At 33.3% G+C, this 25865-nt stretch carries 26 protein-coding genes, 2 tRNA genes, 1 pseudogene and 2 riboswitches; of the genes and pseudogenes, 4 read left to right on the forward strand and 25 right to left on the reverse strand.

From position 1 onward, the window contains the following. The 10 genes and pseudogenes from V7056_RS08275 to V7056_RS08320 all read right to left on the reverse strand — a co-directional run. Positions 1-742: hypothetical protein (locus V7056_RS08275; RefSeq protein ID WP_499700971.1), on the reverse strand; the 742-nt coding region annotated here is incomplete at its 3' end. A 141-nt stretch (positions 743-883) separates the two neighbouring features. After that, the gene (locus V7056_RS08280; protein WP_499700973.1) at positions 884-1438 is read right to left on the reverse strand and encodes a DUF4240 domain-containing protein; all 555 of its coding nucleotides are present in this window, start codon (positions 1436-1438) and stop codon (positions 884-886) included. A gap of 142 nt (positions 1439-1580) precedes the next feature. Further along, positions 1581-2120 carry a methyl-accepting chemotaxis protein gene (locus tag V7056_RS08285; protein ID WP_499701020.1) on the reverse strand — a complete coding sequence of 180 codons (540 nt, stop codon included), beginning with the start codon at positions 2118-2120 and terminating at the stop codon, positions 1581-1583. Between the two features lie 222 nt (positions 2121-2342). After that, a pseudogene (locus V7056_RS08290) lies at positions 2343-3005 on the reverse strand (protoglobin domain-containing protein); the annotation flags it as partial. Between the two features lie 141 nt (positions 3006-3146). Next, positions 3147-3220: transfer RNA gene (locus tag V7056_RS08295), tRNA-Arg, on the reverse strand. 3 nt (positions 3221-3223) lie between these two features. Beyond that, positions 3224-3297: transfer RNA gene (locus tag V7056_RS08300), tRNA-Gly, on the reverse strand. A gap of 218 nt (positions 3298-3515) precedes the next feature. Then, positions 3516-4022, reverse strand: coding sequence for a YfcE family phosphodiesterase (locus V7056_RS08305; RefSeq protein WP_499700974.1), 507 nt, complete (start codon positions 4020-4022; stop codon positions 3516-3518). A 2-nt stretch (positions 4023-4024) separates the two neighbouring features. After that, entirely contained in the window at positions 4025-4642 is a 618-nt protein-coding gene (locus tag V7056_RS08310; protein ID WP_499700976.1) for an XTP/dITP diphosphatase, read from the reverse strand. A gap of 30 nt (positions 4643-4672) precedes the next feature. Beyond that, a complete protein-coding gene (gene rph, locus V7056_RS08315; RefSeq protein WP_499700978.1) occupies positions 4673-5410 on the reverse strand; it encodes a ribonuclease PH in 738 nt (245 codons plus the stop codon). A 151-nt stretch (positions 5411-5561) separates the two neighbouring features. Beyond that, positions 5562-6614 (reverse strand): GerMN domain-containing protein, encoded by a 1053-nt coding sequence (locus V7056_RS08320; RefSeq protein WP_499700980.1) that lies wholly within the window; start codon positions 6612-6614, stop codon positions 5562-5564. Positions 6615-6815: 201 nt separating this feature from the next. On the opposite strand from V7056_RS08320, the gene V7056_RS08325 reads away from it, so the two are divergent. Next, positions 6816-7040: a helix-turn-helix domain-containing protein gene (locus tag V7056_RS08325; RefSeq protein ID WP_088003658.1), complete on the forward strand. Its 225-nt coding sequence runs from the start codon at positions 6816-6818 to the stop codon at positions 7038-7040. A gap of 533 nt (positions 7041-7573) precedes the next feature. Here the strand turns inward: V7056_RS08325 and V7056_RS08330 are convergent. The 5 genes from V7056_RS08330 to V7056_RS08350 are packed head-to-tail and all read right to left on the reverse strand — an operon-like array spanning position 7574 to position 11150. Continuing rightward, the gene (locus V7056_RS08330) at positions 7574-8341 is read right to left on the reverse strand and encodes a TatD family hydrolase (RefSeq protein WP_499700982.1); all 768 of its coding nucleotides are present in this window, start codon (positions 8339-8341) and stop codon (positions 7574-7576) included. Further along, positions 8310-9080, reverse strand: a complete 771-nt coding sequence (locus V7056_RS08335) for an ABC transporter ATP-binding protein (protein ID WP_499700984.1) — start codon at positions 9078-9080, stop codon at positions 8310-8312. Before V7056_RS08335 ends, V7056_RS08330 begins: the two co-directional genes overlap by 32 nt. Positions 9081-9082: 2 nt before the next feature. After that, entirely contained in the window at positions 9083-9844 is a 762-nt protein-coding gene (locus tag V7056_RS08340; RefSeq protein ID WP_499700986.1) for an ABC transporter permease, read from the reverse strand. Beyond that, complete coding sequence (locus V7056_RS08345; protein ID WP_499700988.1) at positions 9844-10134, reverse strand: thiamine-binding protein; 291 nt, start codon at positions 10132-10134, stop codon at positions 9844-9846. The genes V7056_RS08340 and V7056_RS08345 overlap by 1 nt, the downstream gene beginning before the upstream one ends. Positions 10135-10160: 26 nt before the next feature. Next, positions 10161-11150 (reverse strand): ABC transporter substrate-binding protein, encoded by a 990-nt coding sequence (locus V7056_RS08350; RefSeq protein ID WP_499700990.1) that lies wholly within the window; start codon positions 11148-11150, stop codon positions 10161-10163. Positions 11151-11279: 129 nt separating this feature from the next. After that, positions 11280-11389: riboswitch (TPP riboswitch) on the reverse strand. 218 nt (positions 11390-11607) lie between these two features. Between V7056_RS08350 and racE the strand changes: the two genes are divergently transcribed. Then, positions 11608-12399, forward strand: coding sequence for a glutamate racemase (gene racE / locus V7056_RS08355; RefSeq protein WP_499700992.1), 792 nt, complete (start codon positions 11608-11610; stop codon positions 12397-12399). Between the two features lie 31 nt (positions 12400-12430). Here racE and V7056_RS08360 read toward each other — a convergent pair whose 3' ends face one another. After that, positions 12431-12871: an RrF2 family transcriptional regulator gene (locus V7056_RS08360; RefSeq protein ID WP_499700994.1), complete on the reverse strand. Its 441-nt coding sequence runs from the start codon at positions 12869-12871 to the stop codon at positions 12431-12433. Positions 12872-13043: 172 nt separating this feature from the next. Here V7056_RS08360 and hmpA point away from each other — a divergent pair, with 172 nt between their 5' ends. Further along, positions 13044-14261, forward strand: a complete 1218-nt coding sequence (gene hmpA, locus V7056_RS08365) for an NO-inducible flavohemoprotein (RefSeq protein ID WP_499700996.1) — start codon at positions 13044-13046, stop codon at positions 14259-14261. A gap of 274 nt (positions 14262-14535) precedes the next feature. Here the strand turns inward: hmpA and V7056_RS08370 are convergent, their stop codons facing one another. The 7 genes from V7056_RS08370 to V7056_RS08400 all read right to left on the reverse strand — a co-directional run bounded on the left by V7056_RS08370 (position 14536) and on the right by V7056_RS08400 (position 23177). Next, a complete protein-coding gene (locus tag V7056_RS08370; protein ID WP_499700998.1) occupies positions 14536-15042 on the reverse strand; it encodes a GNAT family N-acetyltransferase in 507 nt (168 codons plus the stop codon). Between the two features lie 17 nt (positions 15043-15059). Then, positions 15060-16718 carry a DUF2339 domain-containing protein gene (locus V7056_RS08375; RefSeq protein WP_499701000.1) on the reverse strand — a complete coding sequence of 553 codons (1659 nt, stop codon included), beginning with the start codon at positions 16716-16718 and terminating at the stop codon, positions 15060-15062. Positions 16719-16980: 262 nt separating this feature from the next. Next, positions 16981-18897: a threonine--tRNA ligase gene (thrS, locus tag V7056_RS08380; RefSeq protein ID WP_499701002.1), complete on the reverse strand. Its 1917-nt coding sequence runs from the start codon at positions 18895-18897 to the stop codon at positions 16981-16983. A 408-nt stretch (positions 18898-19305) separates the two neighbouring features. Continuing rightward, positions 19306-19776 (reverse strand): acyl-CoA thioesterase, encoded by a 471-nt coding sequence (locus V7056_RS08385; protein WP_499701004.1) that lies wholly within the window; start codon positions 19774-19776, stop codon positions 19306-19308. A 215-nt stretch (positions 19777-19991) separates the two neighbouring features. Beyond that, a complete protein-coding gene (gene sdhB / locus V7056_RS08390) occupies positions 19992-20753 on the reverse strand; it encodes a succinate dehydrogenase iron-sulfur subunit (RefSeq protein WP_499701022.1) in 762 nt (253 codons plus the stop codon). A 7-nt stretch (positions 20754-20760) separates the two neighbouring features. Further along, entirely contained in the window at positions 20761-22527 is a 1767-nt protein-coding gene (sdhA, locus tag V7056_RS08395; RefSeq protein ID WP_499701006.1) for a succinate dehydrogenase flavoprotein subunit, read from the reverse strand. Between the two features lie 14 nt (positions 22528-22541). Continuing rightward, complete coding sequence (locus V7056_RS08400; protein ID WP_088003615.1) at positions 22542-23177, reverse strand: succinate dehydrogenase cytochrome b558 subunit; 636 nt, start codon at positions 23175-23177, stop codon at positions 22542-22544. Between the two features lie 304 nt (positions 23178-23481). On the opposite strand from V7056_RS08400, the gene V7056_RS08405 reads away from it, so the two are divergent. Continuing rightward, positions 23482-23928, forward strand: coding sequence for a YslB family protein (locus V7056_RS08405; protein ID WP_499701008.1), 447 nt, complete (start codon positions 23482-23484; stop codon positions 23926-23928). A gap of 30 nt (positions 23929-23958) precedes the next feature. Here V7056_RS08405 and V7056_RS08410 read toward each other — a convergent pair whose 3' ends face one another. Both V7056_RS08410 and V7056_RS08415 read right to left on the reverse strand, forming a co-directional pair. Further along, a complete protein-coding gene (locus tag V7056_RS08410; RefSeq protein ID WP_158093321.1) occupies positions 23959-24159 on the reverse strand; it encodes a DUF4083 family protein in 201 nt (66 codons plus the stop codon). Between the two features lie 122 nt (positions 24160-24281). Beyond that, positions 24282-25523, reverse strand: coding sequence for an aspartate kinase (locus V7056_RS08415; RefSeq protein WP_499701010.1), 1242 nt, complete (start codon positions 25521-25523; stop codon positions 24282-24284). Between the two features lie 112 nt (positions 25524-25635). Then, a riboswitch (Lysine riboswitch) is annotated at positions 25636-25809 on the reverse strand. Positions 25810-25865 lie beyond the last annotated feature (56 nt).

The following is a 25865-nucleotide window of genomic DNA, read 5'->3' on the forward strand; positions in this document are numbered from 1 at the left end:
ATGCTGAAGGATCCTCACTCTCAAGCACAAGACTTAACTTTTGGACGACCTTTGAAATAAAATGATCATGTTCATTTGAATCACTGATCGCATTCCAATTCATTTCTTGGTTCATTTTTTTAATTTCAAATTCATGATCAATTGATTGCTCTTGTAAAATAAATAAAATAAAACTTTGAATTAATGGATTTGCTCGAGAACTTTTCACAACTTCTTCTATTTGTTTTATAACAAGTTTACAATCAATTACTCTCAGTTCATTAATGATTTCAAGCTGTTTGTGGATCGATTTGTTATTTTCTACTAAATTATGTAAATTCAACATTTCATGATGTTCATTTCGTTCTGGAGCTACCTTATTTGATAACGATAGCATTGCTTGATATTTATCCATTTGATTTTCATCTATTCGTTTTTGCTGGAGTAATTTTTTTATAGATTTTTGTAATACTTCATACTCTTTTAATTGAAATAAAATACTGATAAAGACTTCAATTGCTTCATCACTCTCAAATGGTCCAAAAACTAAGTCCTCACATCTTATTTTTGCTTCTATTGGTTTGTTCCCTTCGAGTAAGCATGCTACCGCTGCTAGTTCAGTTTGAGAATTATGTTCATCCATCTCTTTTAGTTGGTCACAAAGCATCAATGCTTTACTGTAGTTTTTCTCTTCTAGCGCTTTTTTACCTAAACTGATAATCCGATCCTTTAATTTAGGAAAAAAGACAATATTGTCTTCCATCTAACTCCTCCTTATCCAATAGTTTTCACCTGAACATATACATAATGAAAAAGTTTATCATGAATACAAATTAAATAAAATATTTCGCTACGAATTATCCTTTTTAAGCGACAAAAAAAGAAGAACAAGGTTCTTCTTTTTTTAGCGTAATGGCTTTAGACCAAAACGTTTCCATAGTTTCGGATATAATTCTTTTAATTCATCGTTTGTTTTCCAATCTGCTGCTAAATGTAACTCTGGATAATGATATCCCTTACTTTCAACTAAAGCATTGAATTCATTCCAAAGTTGATCATCCCAATCATCGTCGCCTTTACGTTTGATTGTATAAGCTTGTAGAGCTAAATCTAACATGTCTTCTAATTCAGGCACTAAACCTTCTGCCTCATAAACAGGAAATATATATTCAGCCAAATAGTCTGGATTGTCTAGAACTTTTTTATATACTTGCTCACCTTGACCGATTAACCACGCTCTAAAAAAAGCAAATGAATCTTCCGAGCATCCATCCATAATCACCCATGCAGCTGCTAATAACCTAGAATTGTATGCTCTTGAAAAAGCAGTTTCGAACTGTATTTCAAATTCTGCAATTTCTTCATCACTTTGTTTTGCTAAATGACTTATTACCCACTCATAAGGTTCTTCTACAATATGCATTTTTGAAATGAGTCCCCAAAAGTCTTGTTCGGTCATAAAAATCACTCCACTATCTTATTTATATTAGGATAACATATCTCATCATAAAATTTCGGTTCTTTACAAATTTGTTATATTCTCACAATTTTGTAAAAAACAAAAAAAAGAGAAGGAATTCCCTTCTCTTTTAGCTAATATATTACTCTTTATGCACTGCATCATTTAGGTCATTTGCTGACGCTGCAACACTGCTGATTGCTCCACCAATTTCTTTAATCACATCAACTAAATTTACAATTTGTTTTTCAATTCCATGGTTTCCAGATAAGCTAGTATCCATTGAACTTACAATGCCATTAAAGGAATCATGAGTTTGCGTAGCTTCCTGTTGACCATCATTTACTAGACCTTTTACATCATGAATCGAATTGACAACTTTATTCATATACAGAGTTGCATGTGAAATTAATTCTTCAATTCGTTCTGTTGATGTTTTTGTCTGGGTAGCTAATTTCTTTACCTCGTTCGCTACTACCGCAAATCCTTTACCATGCTCACCTGCACGAGCTGCCTCAATCGCAGAGTTAAGGGCAAGTAAATTAGTTTGATTAGCAATATCTTGAACAATTAAAATGACTTGTGATATTTCATTAAATGAGTTATTTAATACATCAACTGACACTGATACTTCATCAGTACTATTTGAGATCGTTGAAATTTTATTATGCAACACCTTCATTAACTCTTGACCTTCATAAGCCAACGACTGAGTAGTACTTGCAATTTCATTATTTGATATAACTGATTCATTTACCCTTACACTGCTATCTACTAATAACTCAACAGCAGCATTTGTTTCTTCTACTAAAGCAAGTAATTCCTCAGCAATTTCACCAATTTTTTTCTTTAAATTTATTTCAACTTGTAATTGTTTCTCTTTTGCCCCAATATTTTCTTTTTCATATAGATCTAATACTAACTGCTGTTCAAAGTTTAATATTTTCGAGGATACTGATATTAGCTTTCTTTGCTCTTCATTAGTAGTATTCGTAATTTTAGAAATGACAAAAATTAACTCTTCTAAAATATTTTGAAATGCAGCTAAATACCATTTCGGTTGAAGACCTATTCTAAAATGGATTTGAGCCACTTTTAATCGTTTATTTACATATTCATCATTTATTTCACCATGAAACAATAAATGGATATGTGACGATAAAGTTTTTCTCAACCGTTCAACAGATGAGTGACTTTCAATGATATTTTTTAAATGTTCAACTTTTAGTACAGCATCATAAAATGCTGACACTAAACTTTCTATATTTTCAGAAACAATAGGCTGTAAACTTTTTAAGATCTTTAATTCTTCTTCATTTAATCGTATGAACGCTAACTGCTGTTTTATTTCTTCATCTGTTACTTGGATTAAAACTGAAACATTTGATTGATTACTTTCTTGCATAAAATGATTTTGCTTCTCTTTCTTTTTAAAAAACATAAAAAATATGCTCCCTTCTTCATCTGTAATTATGTCGGAATAATATAAAAAATGTTTAGTTACATGCTGAATCCATTTTTTACTATTGAGTCCAACAAATGATTGGGAATGTTCATACTGAGACATAAAAAAAAGCAGAAAGTTATAAATTAAAGTATTAGTACAAAGGAACTAATAAAGAATAGAAGGAGAAATCGAATTGGAGACGCAAAAAAAGGTTTAAGAAAATGGGATAACCCGTATTTCTTAAACCTTTTCCTGTTATGACGTCCTGGGAGGGATTCGAACCCCCGACCGACGGCTTAGAAGGCCGTTGCTCTATCCTGCTGAGCTACCAGGACATATGGAGCGGGTGATGGGAATCGAACCCACGACCGAAGCTTGGAAGGCTTCTATTTTACCATTAAACTACACCCGCGTGTTTTTTTAGCGACATCACCTGTCGACATAATTTATTATAGTCACTTCACTAAATAAAGTCAACAATAATTTTAACTTTTTTTCCAAAATAAAGGAAATAATTTCTTTTCTATTTATACACTCATTATATTTTATTTGTATGAAAATTATCACTTTTTAAAGAACTTAAAGGTTAGTAGGTATTTTTATTTTCCCACTAACCTTTACCTAATGTTTTTAATTTAAATCAAATGAAGATGATAATAACTCTTTGCCATCAATCGTGTGAAAAATGACAGTTGCAGATTTACCATCGGTATCTATGATCGCATATGTTTTTTCTTTTCTCATTCGAGGTAGGAGTATACTACCTGGGTTAATAAAAAGGATTCCATCAATCACTTCTGCACCAAGCATGTGAGAGTGGCCGAAGCAAGCAATCGTTGCACCTAATTCTCTGCATCGATAATGTAGCTTCTGAAGTGTCTGTTTAATCCCATATAAATGACCATGGGTAGCATAAATCTTGAAATCATTTTCCTGATGAATGAACTCTTCAGGGAATTCTCCTCTAAAATCACAATTGCCTCGGACCACATGAAAACCTTGTAATTCTTTCGCATCAATCTCTAACTCAGAGTCACCACAATGAATCATTATATCAACATCTTCACGATGACGTTTAGATATGACTTCAAGAAGTTCTGTTAAACCATGACTATCACTTAGAATCAATGCTTTCATCGTCATGATCTCCTTAGAAAAAATTCTTTTCCTTCTTTTTCTATCACGGTCATTAATGAGTTAATTGCATTTGCTCTATGACTTAAGCCACTTTTTTCATCAGTTGATAATTCAGCCATTGTTTTGTCCAACTCTGGCAAGAAGAAAATTGGATCATATCCAAATCCATTTGTTCCTCTTTTTTCGCTCGAGATATAGCCCTCTACTGTCCCATTAACGGTAATCGTTTTTTTACCTGGAGCAGCTAATGCAAGCGCACAATAAAACCTTGCTGTACGTTTACCTGGAAAAACATCATGTAGCTCGCTTAATACTTTTTGCAAATTATCTTCATCGCTTTTATGTAGACCTGCATAACGTGCTGAATATACACCAGGTCTTCCTTCAAGTGCATCTACAATTAACCCCGAATCATCTGCAATAACAGGAATTTGTAAAACTTTTGCTAAATATTCAGCTTTTAAAATAGCATTTTCTTCAAAAGTTGTACCAGTTTCTTCAATCTCTTCAATTTCAGGGAAATCTCGTAAGGATTTAATTTGATATCCCATTGGGTGAAAAAGTGCTTCAAAGTCTTTTACTTTTCCTTTATTATTCGTCGCAATAATAATTGTTTCCATCCTTAAAGTCTCTCCTCTATATATGTATGGTTAAAACTTAATTCCTTCATTTAATAGAACTTCTTTTTGTTTTCCAATCAGCTTTTTAATTCCTAATTCACCTAAAGAAAGCATTTCATTTAACTCTTCTCTCGTAAAAGTCGCTTCTTCACCAGTTCCTTGCAGTTCCACAAAGCGTCCTTCTCCAGTCATAATGATATTCATATCAACACTAGCTGCAGAATCTTCTATATAATATAAATCTAAAACCGCACCAGCATCCTCTAATATCCCTACAGATGTCGCTGCCAAATAATCTTTAACTGGATAAGACTTTAATTTATCTTGTTTAATTAATTTATCAAATGCCAACATCATCGCAACGAAAGCACCTGTAATAGAGGTTGTTCGAGTTCCCCCATCGGCTTGTATTACATCACAGTCAATCCATATCGTTTTTTCTCCAAGTGCTTCTAAATCTACAACCGCTCTTAGTGCTCTACCGATTAATCGTTGAATTTCCATTGTACGACCTGTTACTTTACCTTTTGTCGACTCACGCATCGTACGATCATGTGTTGCTCTCGGTAACATAGAATACTCAGCTGAAATCCAACCTTTACCGCTATTTCTTAGGAAAGGTGGCACGCGGTCTTCAACCGTGGCATTACATATTACTTTTGTATCCCCAACACTTATTAATACAGATCCTTCTGCATGTTTTGTATAATTCGTTACAATTTCTATTGGCCTTAATTCATTATTTAATCTTCCATCTGTTCTAGTCATGTTTGTTTCCTCCTACATAAATCTTCCAATTACTAGTATAGACAAAAATATGATTTCATTTCTACTTATTAAAAGCATTTCTTTAGATAAATGCAAAAAACCTTGAACAAAAGTCATATTTTAACTTTGGCTCAAGGTTTGATAATGAAGTTTATAATTCTTTTGTATTTACATCCTTAGGTCTTGAAACTGGTTGGCTTAAAGGCTTACCTTGTTGATTTAGTGCTGTTAATTTACCATCCACTTGAATTTCAATTGAAGTAACGCCTTTTTGTTCAGTTAACGATAATACAAGAGGTTGTAATACATCATCATTAATCATGTTTTTAGCAATGTTACCGTAAATACCTTCATTAAAATTCAGTGTTAGTTTACCATTTGTATATTTTGGCTCAGCAACTAATTTTGTATCTGAACCAAAATCTGATACAAGTTCAGAATACTCAGAAGGACCCTTAACAAGTTCATTTACAATTGCAGTATATGAATCTTTTTCTGCATTTGAAATCCTTCTAGTTACAGGAACATAATAAGTTTCACCCATTTCATCTTGTGAAACATAATATAATGTAACTGGTCTTGAATTCATTACATCAACGATATCACCTTTATCAAAATTAATGCCATCTTGCCTTGTTAACCCCTCACTTATTTGAGCTTTGTTAATTGGCATCGCGGTTAAGTTTTTACCATTCACACGAATTTTCACTTTTTTAACATTCTCAAACTGCGTCAATGTCCACGTTACAGCTTGAAATACTTTTAACTCATCTTCGTCATGATACTGTTTAAACTCTGTAGAGAAATCAGCAATGACTGTACCATCTTTTTGCGTTTCTACCCCTAAAACCTCCGTGTTTGGTGGTAAAACAGCTTGGAATCCATTTGGTAATTGATCTGTTACCGGACCATCTTTCACTAAATACTCTAAGGCTTGTTTTGCTAAACTTGTAGATTTAGGTAATTGAAAAGTTTGCGGTACAACATAACCATTTCGATCAATTAAATATAATTCTCTCTTCGCTGTTTGTTCTTGTACCTTACCTGCTTGTACTTCTTTGGATGGTTGGTCACTTCTATATGTAACCGTTTTAGGTGGATCGATTTCATTAGAAGATTTAACCGGAATTAAACCACAACCAGATAATGTAGCAAGTCCACAAAGTGTTGCTGTTGTTACCAATAATCTTTTTTTCATTGCCATACTCCCCCCACGCTTTTTTACTATTTATACGAGCATGTACAATTTTTAGAACAAGCTATAGCCAAAAAAAATAAATATTTTAATCTTGCTTTTAAATTTACTGGAAATATTCACCTTAAATACGAATCTGTCATATGATAAAAAGACTAAATGAATACCCATCCGAAGTACAGCTCGGTCAAGCAAGGAGGGTTAGCACAGTTGAAGGATAGAGAATATCAAACAAAGCACACACTCACTAAGCGTGAAAAAGAAGTATTTGAACTTCTTGTTCAAGATAAAACTACAAGAGAAATTGCTGAAGAACTGTTTATAAGTGAAAAAACTGTGAGAAATCATATTTCAAATGCAATGCAGAAGCTTGGGGTTAAGGGGCGATCACAAGCAGTTATCGAGCTACTACGCATGGGCGAGCTTGAACTATAGCATTCTTGTAGATTTACAAATCTACTCATCAACCTAGTGCCGGCTATCTTTTTGATATGCCGGTTTTGGTTTTTTATATTGAGCTAGCAAAATTGGGCTTCATTTATTAAAAAAACGAACAAATTTAAATATTGGCCAATGCGCACAATCCATTATCTTTACTATTAAACAATTAAATTAGTTATTTGCGGACCAACATTTTATTTATCATGTATATAATAGTAACCTCATCATTTTTTCAGATGGGGTTTCTTTTATGGTTTGAAAATTATTTATTAAAAAATTTAGAGGAAGAATATCTAATTTTTTTGTCGATTATGTATTGGCACTATATAAAACACTTCACTTTCCGGCAAGATTCATTGACATTTTCTAATTAAATATCCTTATATGATAGATACTGATATTTCGCTGCTCTTGCATATAAATCTACGGTTTTACTCTATTAAAATATTTTCATATAAGTAACAAGACCTATTCTCAATAAACAAAAAAAGCAATTACTACGAGACTAGTAATTGCTTCATAAATCCTTAAAGACCATAAAATTCTTTTGTGTTTTCGTATAGACATTTATAAACTTCTTCTAATTCCAACTCTTTTATCTCCGCAATTTTGCGTACTGATTCATGAATAAATATTGGATGAGTATAATCTCCTTCAAAACGACCTTCAAACGGCCATGGACCATCTGTTTCAACCATCATTAGGTTAATGGGATAGAGTTTAACCAATTCCTGTATCTCATCTTCATATAACACATCAGGCGTAATGGATATATAATAACCATTTTCTATCATTCGCTTAATGGTATGTTTGTTTCCTTTAAACCAATGAAAATGTGCTTTTTTGATTTTATATTTTTCTAGTAGACAGCAAACGATATCGGCATCTTCATAAACCGCATGTAATACGATCGGTTTGTTTAACTCATATGCAAGTTTAATAAACTTTTCAAGTAACTCTATATATGGTTTATAATCAAGCATTTGTTCCTGATTTCGATAATACGGTAAGCCTACTTCACCTATTGCTATCATTTTATCGCTATGTTCACGTATCCATTTTAACAAAGCTTGAGTTTCATCTTCTGAGGGAATCTCTTGTTCAGGGTGATATCCAAATGCCGAGTAGACTTGTCTTGATTGTAAATGAAAATCGAGATTTTTCTTACATGAAGCTAAATTCATGGAAACTGAAATAAGCGCTTCTACTTCATGTTCTTTTAAACTATTCAGTATCTCATCTCTTTGTTTCGTTTCATATGAGTCAAGATGAATATGAGCATCTATCACTTTCATCTGGTTTCCCCTTTTCCAGTGCAGAGTATATTTTACGTTTCCACGCGGTAAATTCATCAGTCAATAGTAATTCTTTTTGACGAGGTCTTGGAAATGGTACGATCATTTCTTCTTTAATCTTTGCAGGTTTATCTGAGAAAATATAAATCCGATCAGACATTAACAAAGCTTCATCAATATTATGTGTAACTAGCAAAATTGACCGTCTTTGTTCTTCCCAGATTGAAAGAAGCCATTGCTGCATATCAAGTCTTGTAAATTCATCTAATGCCGAAAATGGTTCATCCATACACATGAATGATTGCGGAGCAAGTAATGATCTAAGAAAAGACACTCGTTGTTTCATGCCACCTGATAATTCATGCGGATAAGCATTTTTGTAGTCAGCAAGTCCAGTTCGTTTCAACCAATCTCGCGCTAATGCTTCATCAGGTTTACCTTTCAGTTCACTTGATAATAAAATATTTTTTAAGACATTACGCCATGGTAGAAGTGAATGTTCTTGCGGCATAAAACTGATATGACCTAATTCTCCATTTATGACTGATTGATTTAATATGATTTGTCCCGAATCAGGATTGATCAATCCACCAATTAAATTGAATAAAGTACTTTTCCCACTTCCTGATGGACCTAAAATTGAGACAAATTCACCTTCATTTACTTGCATCGAAATACCTGCTAAAACTTGTTGATTTTTTCCAAATGATTTTTTTAGATTTCTTATTTCTAACGTCATTTTTATTTTACTCCCTTAGACTTCCATTTCACCGTCATTTTTTCTAGCAATACAATCACGCCGAAAAAGAACATACTTAAAAACATAATGATAAAAATCGAGACAAATACTCGATCTGTACGAAATGAAGAAGAAGCAAGTGTCATAAATACTCCAATACCTGTTTTTGCACCAAGCCACTCAGAAATCACAGCACCCATCACACTATATGTCGCGGATATTTTTAATCCCGAAAAAATAGACGGTAGTGAGTATGGACATTCTATTTTCCAAAACAATTGTGATTTTGTTGCCCCTGCCATTTTCATATAATTAATCAATTCGGTAGGTGTTTGCCTAAATCCATCGAGAGCAGAAACAGTAACTGGAAAGAAACAAACTAGTGAAATAATCATTAGCTTTGGTAGGATTCCAAATCCAAACCATATTATTAAGAGTGGTGCTAAAACAATAATTGGTACGTTCTGTGACAAAATCAATAATGGATAAAATGCTTCTTTAAATCCTGGAATTAAATGTAGTACGATTGCAATCATAAGTCCTAAAAAAGTACCTACCAAAAAACCTGAGATCGTTAATTGTACGGTAGAAAGTACATGTGGAACTAACGAATCATAAGATTGGATTCCTTCTTTTAGTATTGCGATTGGCCCTGGTAAGAGCCAATCTTCTATTTTGAAAAATTTTATACTTAGCTGCCAAATAACTAAAAAAAGGAGGATGACAAGAATTGGTTGCCATCCTTTTATTTTTTTGCGGTTCATTAACGGTACTTCTCCGTTAAATCATCCATTGCAATCCCTTGTGGCTGATATAGAATTTTCATTTGAGTAATGACATTATGACAGCCAATTTCAATCATTTTTTCATTCATTTTTTGGACAATATTTAATAATTGATTTAAATCGCCTTCCATTGTTGTTTCTAATGGTTGAACTTGGTATTTTACACCAGACTCATCGATTACTTTTATCGCTGCATCAACCGCTGGAATAACTTCCTCAATTTTGTTTGTTTTAGGAATAATTTGTACACTCATTAAAGTATTAGACATTTAAAACTCTCCTCTGTCAAAAAATATTATTCTGGTAAAAATTCATTCGTAAAAGCTTTTTCCGGTTCAAATTTACCTTCTAACAATTTATTTTCAGTTAACCACTCTGCATAGTTTTTCCAAATTGTTAACTTCTGTTCACCCCAACGACTTGCATCGTCTTGATATTTACTTGAAAGCCACTCCTGACTTTTTTGAACTAGATCTTTATCTAAATCTGGATTATCTTTTAACAGAATATCAGCTGCTTCCTTTGGATGATCGATTGAATAAGTATATCCTTTAGACGCCGCCTTCATAAATGCTTTGACTGTTTCTGGTTGATTCTTAATCATTTTTTCATTCGTTGCTAATACTGGTGTATAATAATCTAACTTATCACTGTAATCAGTTAAATAAACCATATTCAACTTCTCACCACGAAGCTCAGCTTCTATGCCTGTCCATCCTTGATAAATCCAAGCAAAATCAATATCTCGCTTTACTGCCGTGAAGAAATCTGCTTCGCCCATATTAACGATATTTAATTTATTAACATCTGCATTTTCTTTTTTCATCAATGAATCTAAAATAGCTTTTTCTACTGGTGAACCCCATCCACCGTAAGTTTTACCAACAAAATCTTTAGGTGATTTAATATTTTTACTAACTGGTGAAGCAAAACCAGAAGTATTATGTTGAATAACAGCTGCAATCGACACGATTGGTACATTTTGTACTCTTGCTTGTGTAATTGACTCTTGGTAAGAAACGCCAAAATCAGCTTTACCAGAAGCAATCAATTGATCTGCTCCTGTTTGCCCCGGGCTAATAATCTCTACATCCAAACCTTGCTCTTTAAAATATCCATTTTCTTTTGCTACAAATAAACCTGTATGATTTGTATTTGGCGTCCAGTCTAATACTACCGTCACCTTTTGTAGTTCTTTTTTGTTCTTCGGTGTAGACGAATTTTGCTCACTACATCCTGCTAATGTTAAGCAAAGTGCAAAAAAACAAATCAGTAATCTTTTCATTCTATAACTCTCCTTTTTGTTTTGTTTATATAAATGAAATGTGTTAGCACCATAGTCAGGCACTAGAACTAGACAAAAAGAAAACGCCCGAATTAATATCCGGACGTGAATGCACTGTAAAAAACTATATCAAAAAGAGATACTGTTCCCTACGCTGGCATCACCCAGATCAGGTTCTAAGAGTCAGTATCTAAAGGATACAATCTCAGCCAGCAACACTGGCCCCTCCACATTTTTCTCGCATATAAACTTTTCATGATAAATATAACAGATTAATCCCTTAAATACGACTTATTTTCATCATAAATTTAATATTTTAATAATCTGTATATATAGAAAACTTCAATTCTTAAAAAGATTGATTAGAAATTGAATCATGAACTCTATGAATATAATAAAATCAATCAGGTTTGAAAATTTTGAAAGCCTATAGATAAAACGAAAGCGAGTGGACTAGATGAATAAGCCAATTGGTGTGATTGACTCAGGCGTTGGAGGGTTAACTGTAGCAAAACAAATAATCAGACAGCTACCAAACGAAGAAATTTATTATGTAGGTGACACAAATAGATGCCCATATGGCTCACGTTCATATGATGAAATTAGACAATATACTTGGGAAATGACAAACTTTCTCCTAAGCAAACATATAAAAATGTTAATCATTGCATGTAATACTGCAACTTCAATCGTTTTACAGGAAATGCGCGAACAATTAACGATCCCTGTAATTGGAGTCGTACACCCGGGAGCAAGAGCGGCAATAAAGCTCACGAAAAATAACCGCACCGGAGTGATTGGTACAAATGCTACTATTCATAGCCATGCATACAAACACGCACTAAAGAGAATTAATCGTTCAGTCGAAATAATAGAATTAGCCTGTCCTGAATTTGCTGGAATAGTTGAAAGTGGCAAATTTATTCAACCAGACATTATTGAACATATTCATGAGACTTTGACACCATTAAAAGAATCTAGAATTGACACGTTAATATTAGGTTGTACTCACTATCCTCTATTAAGTTCCATTATCCAGGAAGTAATTGGATCTCAGATTAAGTTAATCAGTTCAGGTGACGAAACAGCTTTGGAGGTTAGTGCAATACTCGACCAACAAAATTTATTATCAACCAAGAAGTCTGTGTCTCACTCCTTTTTTACCACCGGTAATCCTGTGACTTTTCACAAATTAGCTTCTTCAATATTCCAAGAACCATTGGAACATATAAAACAAATTAAACTATAAAACACTCAAGCAATTTTTTGCTCGAGTGTTTTTATTTTTTATTTAAGGAAAAATATTCTTTTAACATAAAATTGTTTTGTACAATATCTTCTAATGTATATTCGTCTAAAACCTGTAAAAACTGATCTAACGCTTTGTTAAATATATGCTTTAAAGAACAAACTGGAGTGATCACACAGTTATTGTTATGTTCGAAACACTCAACAATATGAAAGTCCTCTTCAGTTTTTCGAATTAATTCACCTATATTTATATCCGATGGTAGTTTTGCAAGTCGGATTCCACCATTCCGCCCTCGAATTGTTTCAATATAACCCATCTTCCCTAAGTTATAGGTTATTTTCATTAAATGATTTTTTGAAATATCATACGCCTCGGCAATATCCTTTATATTAACCAGTTTTTCATTTGGTTCAGTGGACAAGAATATTAAAACCCGAAGTGAGTAATCCGAATAATTGGTTAACCGCATAAATTCCCCTCACTCATTTATTTTGATTAATCATAGCATAATTGTGAACATTTTTTAAACTTTTATAAATTGAGGCTAAAAAGATGTATTTTACATATTGCTTTAACAAGAAGATGGGTCTACTATAAAGATGTATTATAAATACTACTTTAAAGAAAAGAAGGGGTATAACATGCTTTCTCAAAAATCTATTGACATCATTAAATCAACAATCCCAGTACTAGAAGTGAAAGGGATTGAAATTACATCAGTTTTTTATAAAAACTTGTTTACAAATCATCCTGAATTATTGAATATATTCAATCATACAAATCAACAACAAGGTAGACAACAAACAGCGCTTGCTAACACAGTACTAGCAGCCGCTAAAAATATTGATAAGCTTGAAACAATTCTTCCTGTCGTAAAACAAATTGCCCAAAAACATCGCAGTTTGTTAGTGAAACCTGAGCACTACCCTATCGTGGGTGAACACTTATTAGGTGCGATTAAAGAAGTATTAGGTGATGCTGCTACTGATGAAATTATTAATGCTTGGGCTGAAAGCTATGGAATTATTGCACAAGTATTTATTGATATTGAAAAAGAAATGTATAATGACTCTGCTTCACAACAAGGTGGATGGAGTGACTTTAAAGAATTCAAGGTCGTTGATAAAGTTAAAGAAAGCGATGTCATTACATCTTTCTACTTACTCCCTAAAGATCATTCTGTTTTACCAATATTTTTACCAGGTCAATATATTACTGTGAGAGCAAAAGTGGCTGGTCAAGAATATTTATTAAACAGACAATATAGTTTGTCTGATGTACCTGGCAAAGAGTACTATCGAATTTCCGTAAAAAGAGAAGCTGAAGTGCAACAACCTGAAGGAGTGTTTTCAAACTATCTTCACAACTCTATTAATATCGGCGATTCATTAGAATTAACAGCACCAGCTGGAGATTTCACTTTAAACACGGATCTTGAATCACCTGTTGTGTTCATTAGTGGAGGGGTTGGTATTACACCTTTAATGAGTATGGCAAAACAGATTGCAAATACTCAGCCAAATCGTAAAGTAGAAATGGTTTGTGCATCAAGAAACGCTAAGCTTCAACCATTCGAAAATGAATTAATCTCACTATCAGAACAAATAAATGACTATTCTTTATCATTTATTTATGAGAATCCATCTGAAGAAGATTTGAAAAAGCCGTACTTTAAAAAGCAAGGCTATATTGATGCTGCATGGTTAACATCAAATATACAAGCTGTAGATGCACATTATTATGTATGTGGCCCAGTACCATTTTTAAAAGCAGTTGTATCAAACTTAAAACAATTAAATGTTCCAGAAACTAATATTCACTTTGAATTCTTTGGACCTTCAATGAGTCTAGAAGGATAGGATAGGATAGAATAGATAAAAAGGATGCTCTATTTTTTGAGCATCCTTTCTAACTTTTAATCAAATAGGCAGTTTTCTTTAGCGCTGTTGGAATGATAAAACTACCTAATATAGCTAACAAATCACTTGAAAATGTTTTTTTTATACAACCAAATACAAGACTACTGATGAGAATATCATATAATACAAATCGGCCAAAATCTTCTTTCGTAATGACTAAAAATACGACTGATGATTTTCTAGTTGTCAGACAAAGCCCACCTTTAGTACTAAATTATTCAATAGGTAATTCCCAATAGTACTTTTCTAATTCCTCGTACATTTTTTTCATGCCAATTTTCTCTAATACTCTAATGGAACCATAATTATAGATTGAACATGTTGCAATTATTTTTTCTACATTTTCTCTTTGCATTCCCCAATGACAAAATGCTTTAGCCATTTCAGTGGTATAGCCTTTGCCTTGATATTCAGGTGCCATACTGTAACCAATCTCCATTACTCCATGTACATCTGGCCCGCCTTTAAACCCCATATCACCTATAATGATTTTGTCTTTTTTATGAATAATAATCCCTTCAAAATCTTCCTCTTCCGGATGATTTTGAAAACGAGAAATCTTATACGGAAACAGATTTTTGTATGCTTTAATTGGCCATCCTTTGGCAAAACTAAATGTCATATTTTCATAATCTAGCGACAGTTCCCCGTTTAAAACATCTAACATTGCTCCAGCAGTGAATTTTACTAATAATAGATTTTCAGTTTGAGTAATGATCATTCATATTCACCTGTCCTCTATTTCCCTTTAAAAAATATTCTTGAAATAATCAAACCAATTAAACCGAGTAATATAAATAGACCAGCCCTTACTAATAACGTAATATTTGGTAAATCAACTAATACAAGCTTGCATAAAGTTAGTAATAACAAACCAACCCCAATATAGGTCCATACTTTAAACTTCTTCAAACTGCCAAGTACCATTGCAATGATTGAAATAATGATCCAACTTAGATTAATTGTAAGACTAATAACATTATCAGAGAAATCTATAGTCAAAATTTGTACAACTTGTGTGATGTAAGCAATTATTAATATCGTAATCACTAATGAACTACTCACCAATATAGCTTGTTTCTCTTTCTCATTTTTATAAGATAACATTGCTATCGTAATTGTAGCAATGATTAAAACAATCCAATCCATAGAAGTAAATGAAATGATTGAAGAAATCTGTTCTGATACAATCCTTATACCAACTGGAACAATTGTCAAAGAAGCAATGATTAGTTTAAATACGTCTCTATATCTGAGATAAAATAAATACGTTAATATCGCCTGTATGATTAAAACAGTGTTTAATAAGTGAACAGTCACACTGTCTAAACATAGGAACGAAAACGCTAGTAGAAAGTTAGTTGAAAATGCAAAGAACAAGTCTGATTGCTTTTTATATAGATTACTTAGGAATAAATATGAAACACAAAGAAGGATGAGAATAATCGTTCTTGTATTATCTTCATATCCACTGAAAACCCAACCAATCGTGATGACAAAGCTAGTATGAAGCATCAAAATTTGCTTTTTCTTAGAAAACTTCGAGATTAATAAAATAGTAAGTAATCCGAAATGTTGAATGATAATACTAAAGGCAAAGTATTCAAAGCCTTTGAGATTAAAATTTAAAAGCCCAACCACTATATAAACTAAGTTTAATAAAATAGCTGAAGTCGAATATAAGTATTTATATTTTTTAAATGCAGCATAAAACATAAATAACAAGTAAATTGATGTTTCATAAAACGCAAAAAATAAATAATTAGGCGCTGTGCTTTTTATTAAGAATGGGATCAAAACGGCTCCAATGATGCCAATTAAGCCTATCGCTTCAGATTTATACTTATTCATGAAATAAAAGCCAATTCCGACCCATATAACCTGTAGCAAAAATGCAACATTTGAACCAATCATATTATATAAATGATGCATCGCAAAAGTCGTTAAAAACAATACTGGCAATATTCCACCCAATAATGTTTGCCCAAGTGTAATTCGCTTTGCTTGCACTTGTCGATTTCCATACCAAAATAAAAGAATTGCAAAGGCAAATCCTATGCCAACTTTGGCGTATTCATTTAAAACGCCATAATCCGATGCTGCTTTAAATCCCCACATAATACCAATAATAAAAATAAAGATAAAAAATCTAGGTAACCACTTTTGGAAGATAAGTGCTTCAAAATCAATTTTTTCTTTAGGAGCCGTTGTACTTTGTTTTACTACTTTTTGAACTGGTTTCGTTGGAGTCATACTGACTTGTTCTTTTCGTTGAACTTCATTCTGTTTCAAAACCGTTTCTCTAGTAAGTAGAAAATCAAGTTTTTTCTTCATCTCACTCACTTCAAATTCAAGTTTTGCAACCTTCTTTTGAAGTTCATCATTTTGATTTTCCAACCAAATCACCTCTATCATATCTATGTATTTCTGGTAATCTAAATAACTAATTTGAATTAGCTATCATCATTCAATTCTACATTATTACTTAATTTCCTATATAAATTCGTATTAATTACAAATTTCGCCATATTTCCCAGAAAATAATTTCATTCCAAAATTTAAATCAGATTAGAGTCATATTATATCGACGATTATAAGTAACTAATATTTCATTATTTCAAAAAAAAATCCTCTACCTAGCGATTGAGGATTTTTTATATTAGAATAAAACTTTTTCTTGTTTTTGTTGCTTAACCATTTCTAAGAATGAATCAAATGATTGAGTTCCAATATCGCCTTCGCCACGCTTACGAATCGCAACCGCATTGTTTTCAACTTCTTGGTCTCCAACAACTAACATGTACGGTAGCTTACGTAGCTGAGCTTCACGGATTTTGTAACCAATTTTCTCTCCGCGTAAGTCTGCTTCAACACGAATTCCTGCATCTTTTAATTGATCAGCAAGTTTCTGTGCATAATCATTATGCACGCTTGAAATTGGTAATACTGCAACTTGAACTGGTGCTAACCATAATGGGAATGCCCCAGCAAAGTGTTCAGTTAAGATTCCTAAGAAACGATCGATTGATCCATAGATTGCACGGTGGATAACAACTGGACGTTCTTTTTGATTATCTTCATTAACATAAGTTAAATCGAATTTTTCTGGCATTTGGAAATCTAATTGAATTGTTGCACATTGCCAGCTACGTTTTAACGCATCTTGAATGTGGAAATCAATTTTTGGACCATAGAATGCGCCATCACCTGGATTTAATTTAAAATCAAGGTTTTCTGATTTTAGAACGTTTTCTAATGCTTGTTCAGCAGAGTTCCATAATTCTTCCGATCCCATTGAATCTTCTGGACGAGTTGATAATTCTACTTTATAAGTAAATCCAAATACACCATAGATTTCTTTAATTAAGTTAATTACTTCAATAATTTCGCCCTCAATTTGGTCTGGACGACAGAAGATATGTGCATCATCTTGAGTAAATGTACGAACACGCATCATCCCATTTAATGCACCAGAGAATTCATGACGGTGTACTTGACCGTTTTCACACATACGGATTGGTAAATCACGGTATGAATGTAATTTATTTTTATAAATTAACATGTGACCAGGACAGTTCATCGGTTTTAATGCGAAATTTGTTTCATCTACTTCTGTAAAGTACATGTTTTCATGGTAGTGGTGCCAGTGACCTGATTGCTCCCATAAACGTTGGTTCATGATAAACGGAGTACGAACTTCTTGGTAATCTTTACGAGTTTGAAGACCACGCTCATATTGCTCTAGTTCATTACGAATAATTGTACCTTTTGGTAAGAAGAATGGCATACCAGGCGCTTCTTCTGAGAACATGAATAACTCAAGCTCTTTACCTAATTTACGGTGATCACGCTTTTTAGCTTCTTCTAATAAATGTAAGTGCTCTTCTAATTCTTTTTTACTTTGGAATGCAGTACCATACACTCGTTGAAGCATTTTATTGTTTGCATCGCCTCTCCAATATGCACCTGCAACTGATAATAGTTTAATTGCTTTTACACGACCAGTTGATGGTACGTGTGGTCCACGACATAAATCAACGAACTCACCTTGAGTATACATTGAAATGACAGCGTCTTCTGGTAAGTCGCGGATTAGTTCTAACTTAAACTCATCATCTAATTCTGAGAAGAATTTAATCGCTTCTTCACGACTAACTTCTGAACGAGTGATTGGTAAATTTTCTTTAATAATTTTTTCCATTTCTTTTTCAATTTTCGGTAGGTCTTCTACTTTAATTGAAACAGGAAGATCGATGTCATAATAGAAACCATCTGTCGTTACTGGTCCTACACCAAATGCAGTTTTTTCATCTTTGTATAGACGTTTAACTGCTTGAGCTAAAATGTGCGCTGAACTATGACGCATCATTTCTAATCCTTCTTGATCATCTTGAGTGATAATTTGTACTTCACACTCTTCTGTAATTTGTGTATTTAAATCAACTAATTTTCCATTTATTTTTCCGCCAAGTGCTTTTTTCTTTAAGCTAATGGAGATTGAACCAGCGAAATCTTCTACTGTTGTGTTTTGCTCCACCTCGCGAATTGATCCATCTGGTAATTTAACTGAAATCATTTAGTTCACTCCTTTTAATAATAAATTTTTGCAAATAAAAAAGAGCACACTCGTAGGGACGAATGTGCTCGTGGTTCCACCCTAATTTGTTGTACACTAAAAAAGTATACATTACTCTCAATGTTTTAACGGTCTACACCGATAGCAGTTAATTGTATGTGACATACGTTCCCCACTATAGCTACAAGGTGGTAAGTCATTCAACGTATAGAGAATTCTCGCACCATTTGAATTCCTCTCTTACTATCGTTTTGAACGCTGTTGTCCTTGATCAAAGCTTATTAATTATTCATATAACAGTATTATATAAAAAGTTATTGAATTCTTCAAGTACTCATCCCATAGAATAGTCAAAATGTTATATTATTCTATTCAACTTTTATAAAGTATGTGACATTATTACCTAGTTTAAACCTTTTGAGCAATATTTAACTCATTTTCTAATTTTTCTTTCCACTCATTTTTCCATTTTTCACTTCTTCCAGTTTTACGATTAAGATTTACGAGTGAATTTCTCCCTGTAAAGCACACCATTCCATTTTCATTAACGCCCATATAATGGAGATCAATTGATGAATTCCCAATACTATTAACCTTTACAAACACATCGATTTTATCATCAAAATACACTTGTTGTACAAAGTCACATTGTAAATCTGCTACAACTGGAATTACTTCACTATCTAACGAAACCCACTCTTGCATGAAACCTAAATGTTTTAAGTATTCAATACGAGCTTCTTCAAAATAAGTAAAAGGCACTGTATTATTCATATGCCCAAACATATCCGTTTCATTGAAACGAACCTTAATCGTTATATTAAAAGAAAAACTTGTCTGCCATTCTTCAATGTTTGAAATATAACTCATTTTCCCCATACAATCACTCCCTAATATATTAATTCTATTATACATATGTTTCTTCAAAAAAAGAATGAATATTCACTCATTTTTTATAACTACTTTGGGTGTGATTATTTTTATTTAAATTTCTTTATTAAGATAATAACTTCTTACTTTACGAACCGAGCCTTGTTCGTTTTTAAATGATCAAAAAAAAGACATGCCCACTAATGGACATGTCTTTTTTATTATTAAATTTCGTCGCTACCAAAGAAATCTTTGAAAGATTGAATTGTCGTAGCACGGTTTAATGCTGCAATTGAAGTTGTTAAAGGAATTCCTTTTGGACAAGATTGAACGCAGTTTTGTGAGTTACCACAGTTTGCAAGTCCACCATCACCCATAATCGCATGTAGACGTTCTTCTTTATTCATTTCACCTGTTGGATGAGCATTGAATAAACGAACTTGTGAAAGTGGTGCTGGTCCAATAAAGTTTGATTTACTATTAACGTTTGGACAAGCTTCTAAACATACGCCACAAGTCATACATTTTGATAACTCATATGCCCATTGACGTTTCTTTTCTGGCATTCTTGGTCCTGGTCCTAAATCATGTGTCCCATCAATTGGAATCCAAGCTTTTACACGTTTTAAAGAGTCAAACATACGGCTACGGTCAACTTGTAAGTCACGTACTACTGGGAACGTGCTCATTGGCTCAAGACGAATTGGTTGCTCTAATTGGTCAACTAACGCTGTACATGACTGACGAGGTTTCCCGTTGATAACCATCGAACATGCACCACAAACTTCCTCAAGACAGTTCATATCCCAAGTGATTGCTGTAGTTTCTAGACCTTTAGCATTTTTAGGATTTTTACGAATTTCCATTAAAGCCGAGATTACGTTCATATTCGGACGATAAGGGATGTGAAAAGTTTCTTCATAAGGTGTTGAATTTGGTGAATCTTGACGTTTTACAATAAATGTAATTGTCTTTTCAGTTGTCATTGTCCCATTATGCATTTTGTTTATCCCCTTTCTTCTTAGAATAGTCACGTTTTCTTGGTTGGATTAATGAAGTATCAACTTCTTCATAATGGAAAATCGGTGTTTTTAACTTTTCATCGAATTTTGCCATAGTTGTTTTTAAGAATTCTTCGTCGTTACGTTCTGGGAATTCTGGTTTATAGTGTGCTCCACGACTTTCATTTCGGTGGTAAGCACCTAATGTAATAACACGTGATAAGTGAAGCATGTTCTCAAGTTGACGTGTAAACGTAGCACCTTGATTACTCCATTTAGCAGTATCATTAATATTGATATTTTGATAACGCTCAAGAAGCTCTTGAATTTTATCATCAGTTTTTAATAGTCTATCATTGAAACGAACAACAGTTACATTGTCAGTCATCCATTCTCCAAGCTCTTTATGAAGAAGGTATGCATTTTCAGTTCCATCCATAGATAGAATACGATTCATTTTTTCGTTCTCTTCAGCAACATTACGATCAAATACTGAAGAAGAAACATCATCAGCAGATTTAGCTAATCCATTTACATATCTAACTGCATTTGGTCCAGCAACCATACCACCGTAAATTGCTGATAATAGTGAGTTAGCTCCTAGACGGTTTGCACCGTGCATAGAATAATCACACTCACCTGCAGCAAATAATCCTGGAATTGCTGTCATTTGATCATAATCAACCCATAATCCACCCATTGAATAGTGAACTGCAGGGAAAATTTTCATTGGAACCTTTTTCGGGTCATCACCAGTAAATTTCTCATAAATCTCAATAATTCCACCAAGTTTAATATCTAACTCTTTTGGATCCTTATGAGAAAGATCTAGATACACCATGTTTTCTCCATTGATACCAAGTTTTTGGTCAACACATACAGAGAAAATTTCACGAGTAGCAATGTCCCTTGGTACAAGGTTTCCATATGCAGGATATTTCTCTTCTAAGAAATACCATGGCTTACCATCTTTATATGTCCAAACTCGTCCACCTTCACCACGAGCACTTTCACTCATTAAGCGGTTTTTGTCATCTCCTGGGATGGCAGTAGGGTGGATTTGAATAAATTCACCATTAGAGTATGTTGCACCTTGACGGTAAACTGCAGCTGCTGCAGAACCTGTATTGATAATTGAGTTTGTTGATTTACCAAAGATAATACCAGGTCCACCTGTAGCCATAATAACTGCGTCAGCAGGGAAGCTTACGATCTCCATTGATGATAAGTTTTGTCCTACGATACCACGACAAACGCCTTCATCGTCAACGATTACTCTTAAAAATTCCCAACCTTCAAACTTTTGAACAAGACCTTCTGATTCGTATCGACGAACTTGCTCATCTAATGCGTACAATAATTGTTGGCCTGTCGTTGCACCAGCAAATGCCGTACGGTGATGCTGAGTTCCACCAAAACGACGGAAATCTAACAGTCCTTCTGGCGTACGGTTAAACATTACACCCATACGGTCCATCATATGGATAATTCCAGGTGCTGCTTCTGCCATTGCTTGAACTGGTGGTTGGTTTGCTAAGAAATCTCCACCATAAATTGTATCATCAAAGTGCTCCCATGGAGAGTCACCTTCACCTTTTGTATTAACTGCACCATTAATTCCACCTTGTGCACAAACTGAATGTGAACGTTTAACAGGAACTAATGAGAATAAATCAACTTTTGTACCAGCTTCAGCGGCTTTAATAGTAGCCATTAATCCAGCTAATCCACCGCCAACTATAATTACTTTTCCACTCATGTCTCTCTCTCTCCTTACATGTTTGCTAGCTGCGGATCAATGAATGCAAAAATCGCACGTAATCCAACGATTGATAGAGCAACGAAAATTCCTAAAGTAACATATGTCGAAATACGTTGCGATTTAGGTGTTACAGTAATTCCCCAAGAAATGAAGAATGACCATAATCCATTAGCAAAGTGGAAAATAGTTGAAATAACACCTACAATATAGAACGCGATCATGAATTTTGAGCTAAAAATATCAGCCATCATATCATAATTTACGTCTGCACCTAATTGAGCCGCAATACGGGTTTGCCACACATGCCAAGTTATAAAGATTAAAGTAATAACTCCAGAAATACGTTGGAATAAGTATAACCAGTTTCGTAAATAACCATAATTTTTCACATTGCTAGTGCCTGTAAAAGCAATGTATAGTCCATAAATCGCATGGTATAAGATCGGTAATAAGATAATAAAAATTTCTAATAAATAGCGGAATGGTAAATTCGCCATAAATTCAGCAGCTTTGTTAAATGATTCTGCTCCCTTTGTTGCAAAATGATTGACAACTAAGTGCTGCATTAAGAATATTCCAACTGGAATTACTCCTAACAATGAATGAAGTTTTCTAAGGAAAAACTCCTGGCCATTCTTGTTGCTCATGTAAAACCCTGCCCCCTTTAGTTTGTGAACATGAAAATAAAATTACATGCTTCTATTATTCTAGAAAAATAGAAAATAATGTAATTTCCATAAAAATCTAAATTTTTATGAGATTTATCTAAAGTTCATTTTACTCCTGTTAATATTACAGGTCAAGAAAACGCGTACATTTTTCTTTACTGAAAAAACTTCTCAATTATATTGGTAAATCTACAAATATTGAGGTTTTCAATTATTGTTTTTATTATTGTTTATTGTATATAATAAAAACATGTTTTTTAAGGAAAGGGAGAGCTATTCGACCATGATGAACGGCAATGAAATTTTAAAAACACCAGGGAATATTTCTGGTTTTGGCTACGAACTCTTACGAAATGATTTACTTTCGGAATTATTAGGTAAAGAGCAACATGATATATTATATTGGGCGGGAAAAATGATTGCTAGAAAATATCCTTTAGCAACATTTGAAGAAATCATCGAATTTTTTGAAACTGCTGGTTGGGGGACTTTAACGGTTGTAGATGAAAAAAAACAAGAAGTTCATTTTGTTTTAACTTCTGAACTAGTTACATACAGAAATCAACATAAAAAAGATGTATCTTATCAATTAGAGGCTGGCTTTTTGGCAATGCAAATCCAACAACAAATTGATGTAATTGCAGAAACATACGAAGAGCAAAGTAAACGTTCTGATAAAGTAAAATTCCAAGTAAAATGGGATCTAAAAGATCCAATTACAAAAAAATAAAAATAAGCCTGTTCATCATATTGATCAGGCTTATTTCATATTTTCTTTTTCACTTTTCTTTATTAGCTCATCTAATTTACGATTCATTTCATCTAGTTGTTTATTTTTCTTAACACCTTTAATAATGTAATTCATGAGAAATAAACTAATAAAAACAAATAATAGAATGAGAAGGATTAATAATATTAATTGAAAGACAATATCACCATAAGCAATCCCTGCATTTATCAAATGAAAACCTCCATTACCAATTACTACTTCTATTATATGGTAATATTTCGCTAAAATGTTAAAAACCCCTTTAATCATCAAGTTCCTAGAAAGGTAAATTATGACTAAAGGGGTTTTGATGATTATCCTTCTATAACTACTTCTTCTTGAACGCGATCTAGCTCATACCCTTTGTGTAGAGCATGAACCGCATTTTGTAATTGCGATTTTGGAATAACTGTTGATACTTTAATTTCAGACGTACTTACCATTTTAACCGGGATACTAGCTTCTGCTAAAAATTTAAACATATTTGCAGCAACGCCAGGATTTGAAACCATCCCACTTCCAACAATCGAAACCTTCGCAAGCTCGCTTTCAAAATCAAATGAAACATAACCTAAATATTCTTTTTTAGATTCTAGAATTGTAATTGTTTCTAACATATTTTCTGATTTAATAGAGAATGATAGATTGACTAAATTATCTGAAGTCACGCTTTGGATAATAATGTCTACGTCAATTCCCTCTGTTGCCAATATTGTAAAGATATTTGGTAAAAGATCGACTTGGTTATATAAACCATTTAAAGTCATTCTTGTGACATTTGATTCAAAAGCGATTCCTCTTACGACCGATTGTTGTTCCATTTGATTTTCCTCCCCAATAAACGTACCAATTTCATCATGTTGACTTGATCTTACTTGTATAACTAATCCATAATTTTTTGCAAATTCTACAGCCCTTGGGTGTAGAACAGCTGCACCTAAAGCAGCAAGCTCTAGCATTTCGTCATATGATACATGACTCAATTTAGTTGCTTTTGGCTCAATTCTTGGATCTGTTGTATAAACACCTAAAACATCCGTATAGATGTCACATCTTTCAGCTTGTAATGCTGCGGCTAACGCTACCGCTGTAGTATCAGAACCACCACGACCTAATGTTGTAATTTCATCTTCATTACTTAAGCCCTGGAAACCAGCGACAATGACAATATAACCTTCATTAATCAATCGTTGTATTCTCTCTGTTTGAATAGTTTCAATACGAGCATTTCCATGAATAGATTCTGTATGGATTCCTGCTTGCCAACCAGTTAATGAGATTGCCTTAAATCCTTTAGCCTGAATAGCCATTGCTAATAAAGAAATTGAGACTTGCTCACCAGTTGTTAAAAGCATATCCATTTCACGCTTACTATTTTGTGGACTAATTTGCTGTGCAAGATTAACGAGTTCATCAGTATGATGTCCCATTGCTGAGACAACAGTAACAACACTGTTACCTTCTTTATACGCTTTTGTGACTGTATCAGCTACATGCTGTATGCGCTCGATTGAACCGACTGAAGTCCCTCCAAATTTTTGAACAATAATTCCCATTTTTTCTCATCCTCACCTATTTTTCATAAAAAAGAATACAAAAAAGCGCGTGAAGCAATGTTCACGCGCCTAATTTACAAAAATTGTAATAAAATAGACAAATCATCAACATCTCTTCAATAGCTCCCCGCATTTAGTATGCGACAGTACTACATCTATTAAATGCAGTCCCAACGAAAAGAATTGTGGATTCATTTCATTTCGGCAAAACTTCCTTTCAACTGTCCATAACAACGCCACACGTCTATGACAGTATACTCTTAAGTTTTGCACCTCTATTACGAGAGAAAATATTATATTTTTAACTTAATATAAATTATTTTGAAAATAGTGTCAAGGAAT

Origin of the sequence: Bacillus sp. JJ664 (assembly GCF_036962205.1) — a bacterium.
GTDB lineage: Bacteria > Bacillota > Bacilli > Bacillales > Bacillaceae_G > Gottfriedia.

Excerpts from the sequence above, each read along its gene's own strand:
- V7056_RS08280 (WP_499700973.1), bottom strand. The coding sequence starts at position 1,438 with ATGACCGAACAAGACTTTTGGGGACTCATTTCAAAAATGCATATTGTA.
- V7056_RS08285 (WP_499701020.1), bottom strand. The coding sequence starts at position 2,120 with ATGAAGGTGTTGCATAATAAAATTTCAACGATCTCAAATAGTACTGAT.
- V7056_RS08305 (WP_499700974.1), bottom strand. The coding sequence starts at position 4,022 with ATGAAAGCATTGATTCTAAGTGATAGTCATGGTTTAACAGAACTTCTT.
- V7056_RS08310 (WP_499700976.1), bottom strand. The coding sequence starts at position 4,642 with ATGGAAACAATTATTATTGCGACGAATAATAAAGGAAAAGTAAAAGAC.
- rph (WP_499700978.1), bottom strand. The coding sequence starts at position 5,410 with ATGACTAGAACAGATGGAAGATTAAATAATGAATTAAGGCCAATAGAA.
- V7056_RS08320 (WP_499700980.1), bottom strand. The coding sequence starts at position 6,614 with ATGGCAATGAAAAAAAGATTATTGGTAACAACAGCAACACTTTGTGGA.
- V7056_RS08330 (WP_499700982.1), bottom strand. The coding sequence starts at position 8,341 with ATGAAAGTGATAGATGCTCATATTCATCTTGACTCATATGAAACGAAA.
- V7056_RS08335 (WP_499700984.1), bottom strand. The coding sequence starts at position 9,080 with ATGACGTTAGAAATAAGAAATCTAAAAAAATCATTTGGAAAAAATCAA.
- V7056_RS08340 (WP_499700986.1), bottom strand. The coding sequence starts at position 9,844 with ATGAACCGCAAAAAAATAAAAGGATGGCAACCAATTCTTGTCATCCTC.
- V7056_RS08345 (WP_499700988.1), bottom strand. The coding sequence starts at position 10,134 with ATGTCTAATACTTTAATGAGTGTACAAATTATTCCTAAAACAAACAAA.
- V7056_RS08350 (WP_499700990.1), bottom strand. The coding sequence starts at position 11,150 with ATGAAAAGATTACTGATTTGTTTTTTTGCACTTTGCTTAACATTAGCA.
- racE (WP_499700992.1), top strand. The coding sequence starts at position 11,608 with ATGAATAAGCCAATTGGTGTGATTGACTCAGGCGTTGGAGGGTTAACT.
- V7056_RS08360 (WP_499700994.1), bottom strand. The coding sequence starts at position 12,871 with ATGCGGTTAACCAATTATTCGGATTACTCACTTCGGGTTTTAATATTC.
- hmpA (WP_499700996.1), top strand. The coding sequence starts at position 13,044 with ATGCTTTCTCAAAAATCTATTGACATCATTAAATCAACAATCCCAGTA.
- V7056_RS08370 (WP_499700998.1), bottom strand. The coding sequence starts at position 15,042 with ATGATCATTACTCAAACTGAAAATCTATTATTAGTAAAATTCACTGCT.
- thrS (WP_499701002.1), bottom strand. The coding sequence starts at position 18,897 with ATGATTTCAGTTAAATTACCAGATGGATCAATTCGCGAGGTGGAGCAA.
- V7056_RS08385 (WP_499701004.1), bottom strand. The coding sequence starts at position 19,776 with ATGGGGAAAATGAGTTATATTTCAAACATTGAAGAATGGCAGACAAGT.
- sdhB (WP_499701022.1), bottom strand. The coding sequence starts at position 20,753 with ATGACAACTGAAAAGACAATTACATTTATTGTAAAACGTCAAGATTCA.
- sdhA (WP_499701006.1), bottom strand. The coding sequence starts at position 22,527 with ATGAGTGGAAAAGTAATTATAGTTGGCGGTGGATTAGCTGGATTAATG.
- V7056_RS08400 (WP_088003615.1), bottom strand. The coding sequence starts at position 23,177 with ATGAGCAACAAGAATGGCCAGGAGTTTTTCCTTAGAAAACTTCATTCA.
- V7056_RS08405 (WP_499701008.1), top strand. The coding sequence starts at position 23,482 with ATGATGAACGGCAATGAAATTTTAAAAACACCAGGGAATATTTCTGGT.
- V7056_RS08415 (WP_499701010.1), bottom strand. The coding sequence starts at position 25,523 with ATGGGAATTATTGTTCAAAAATTTGGAGGGACTTCAGTCGGTTCAATC.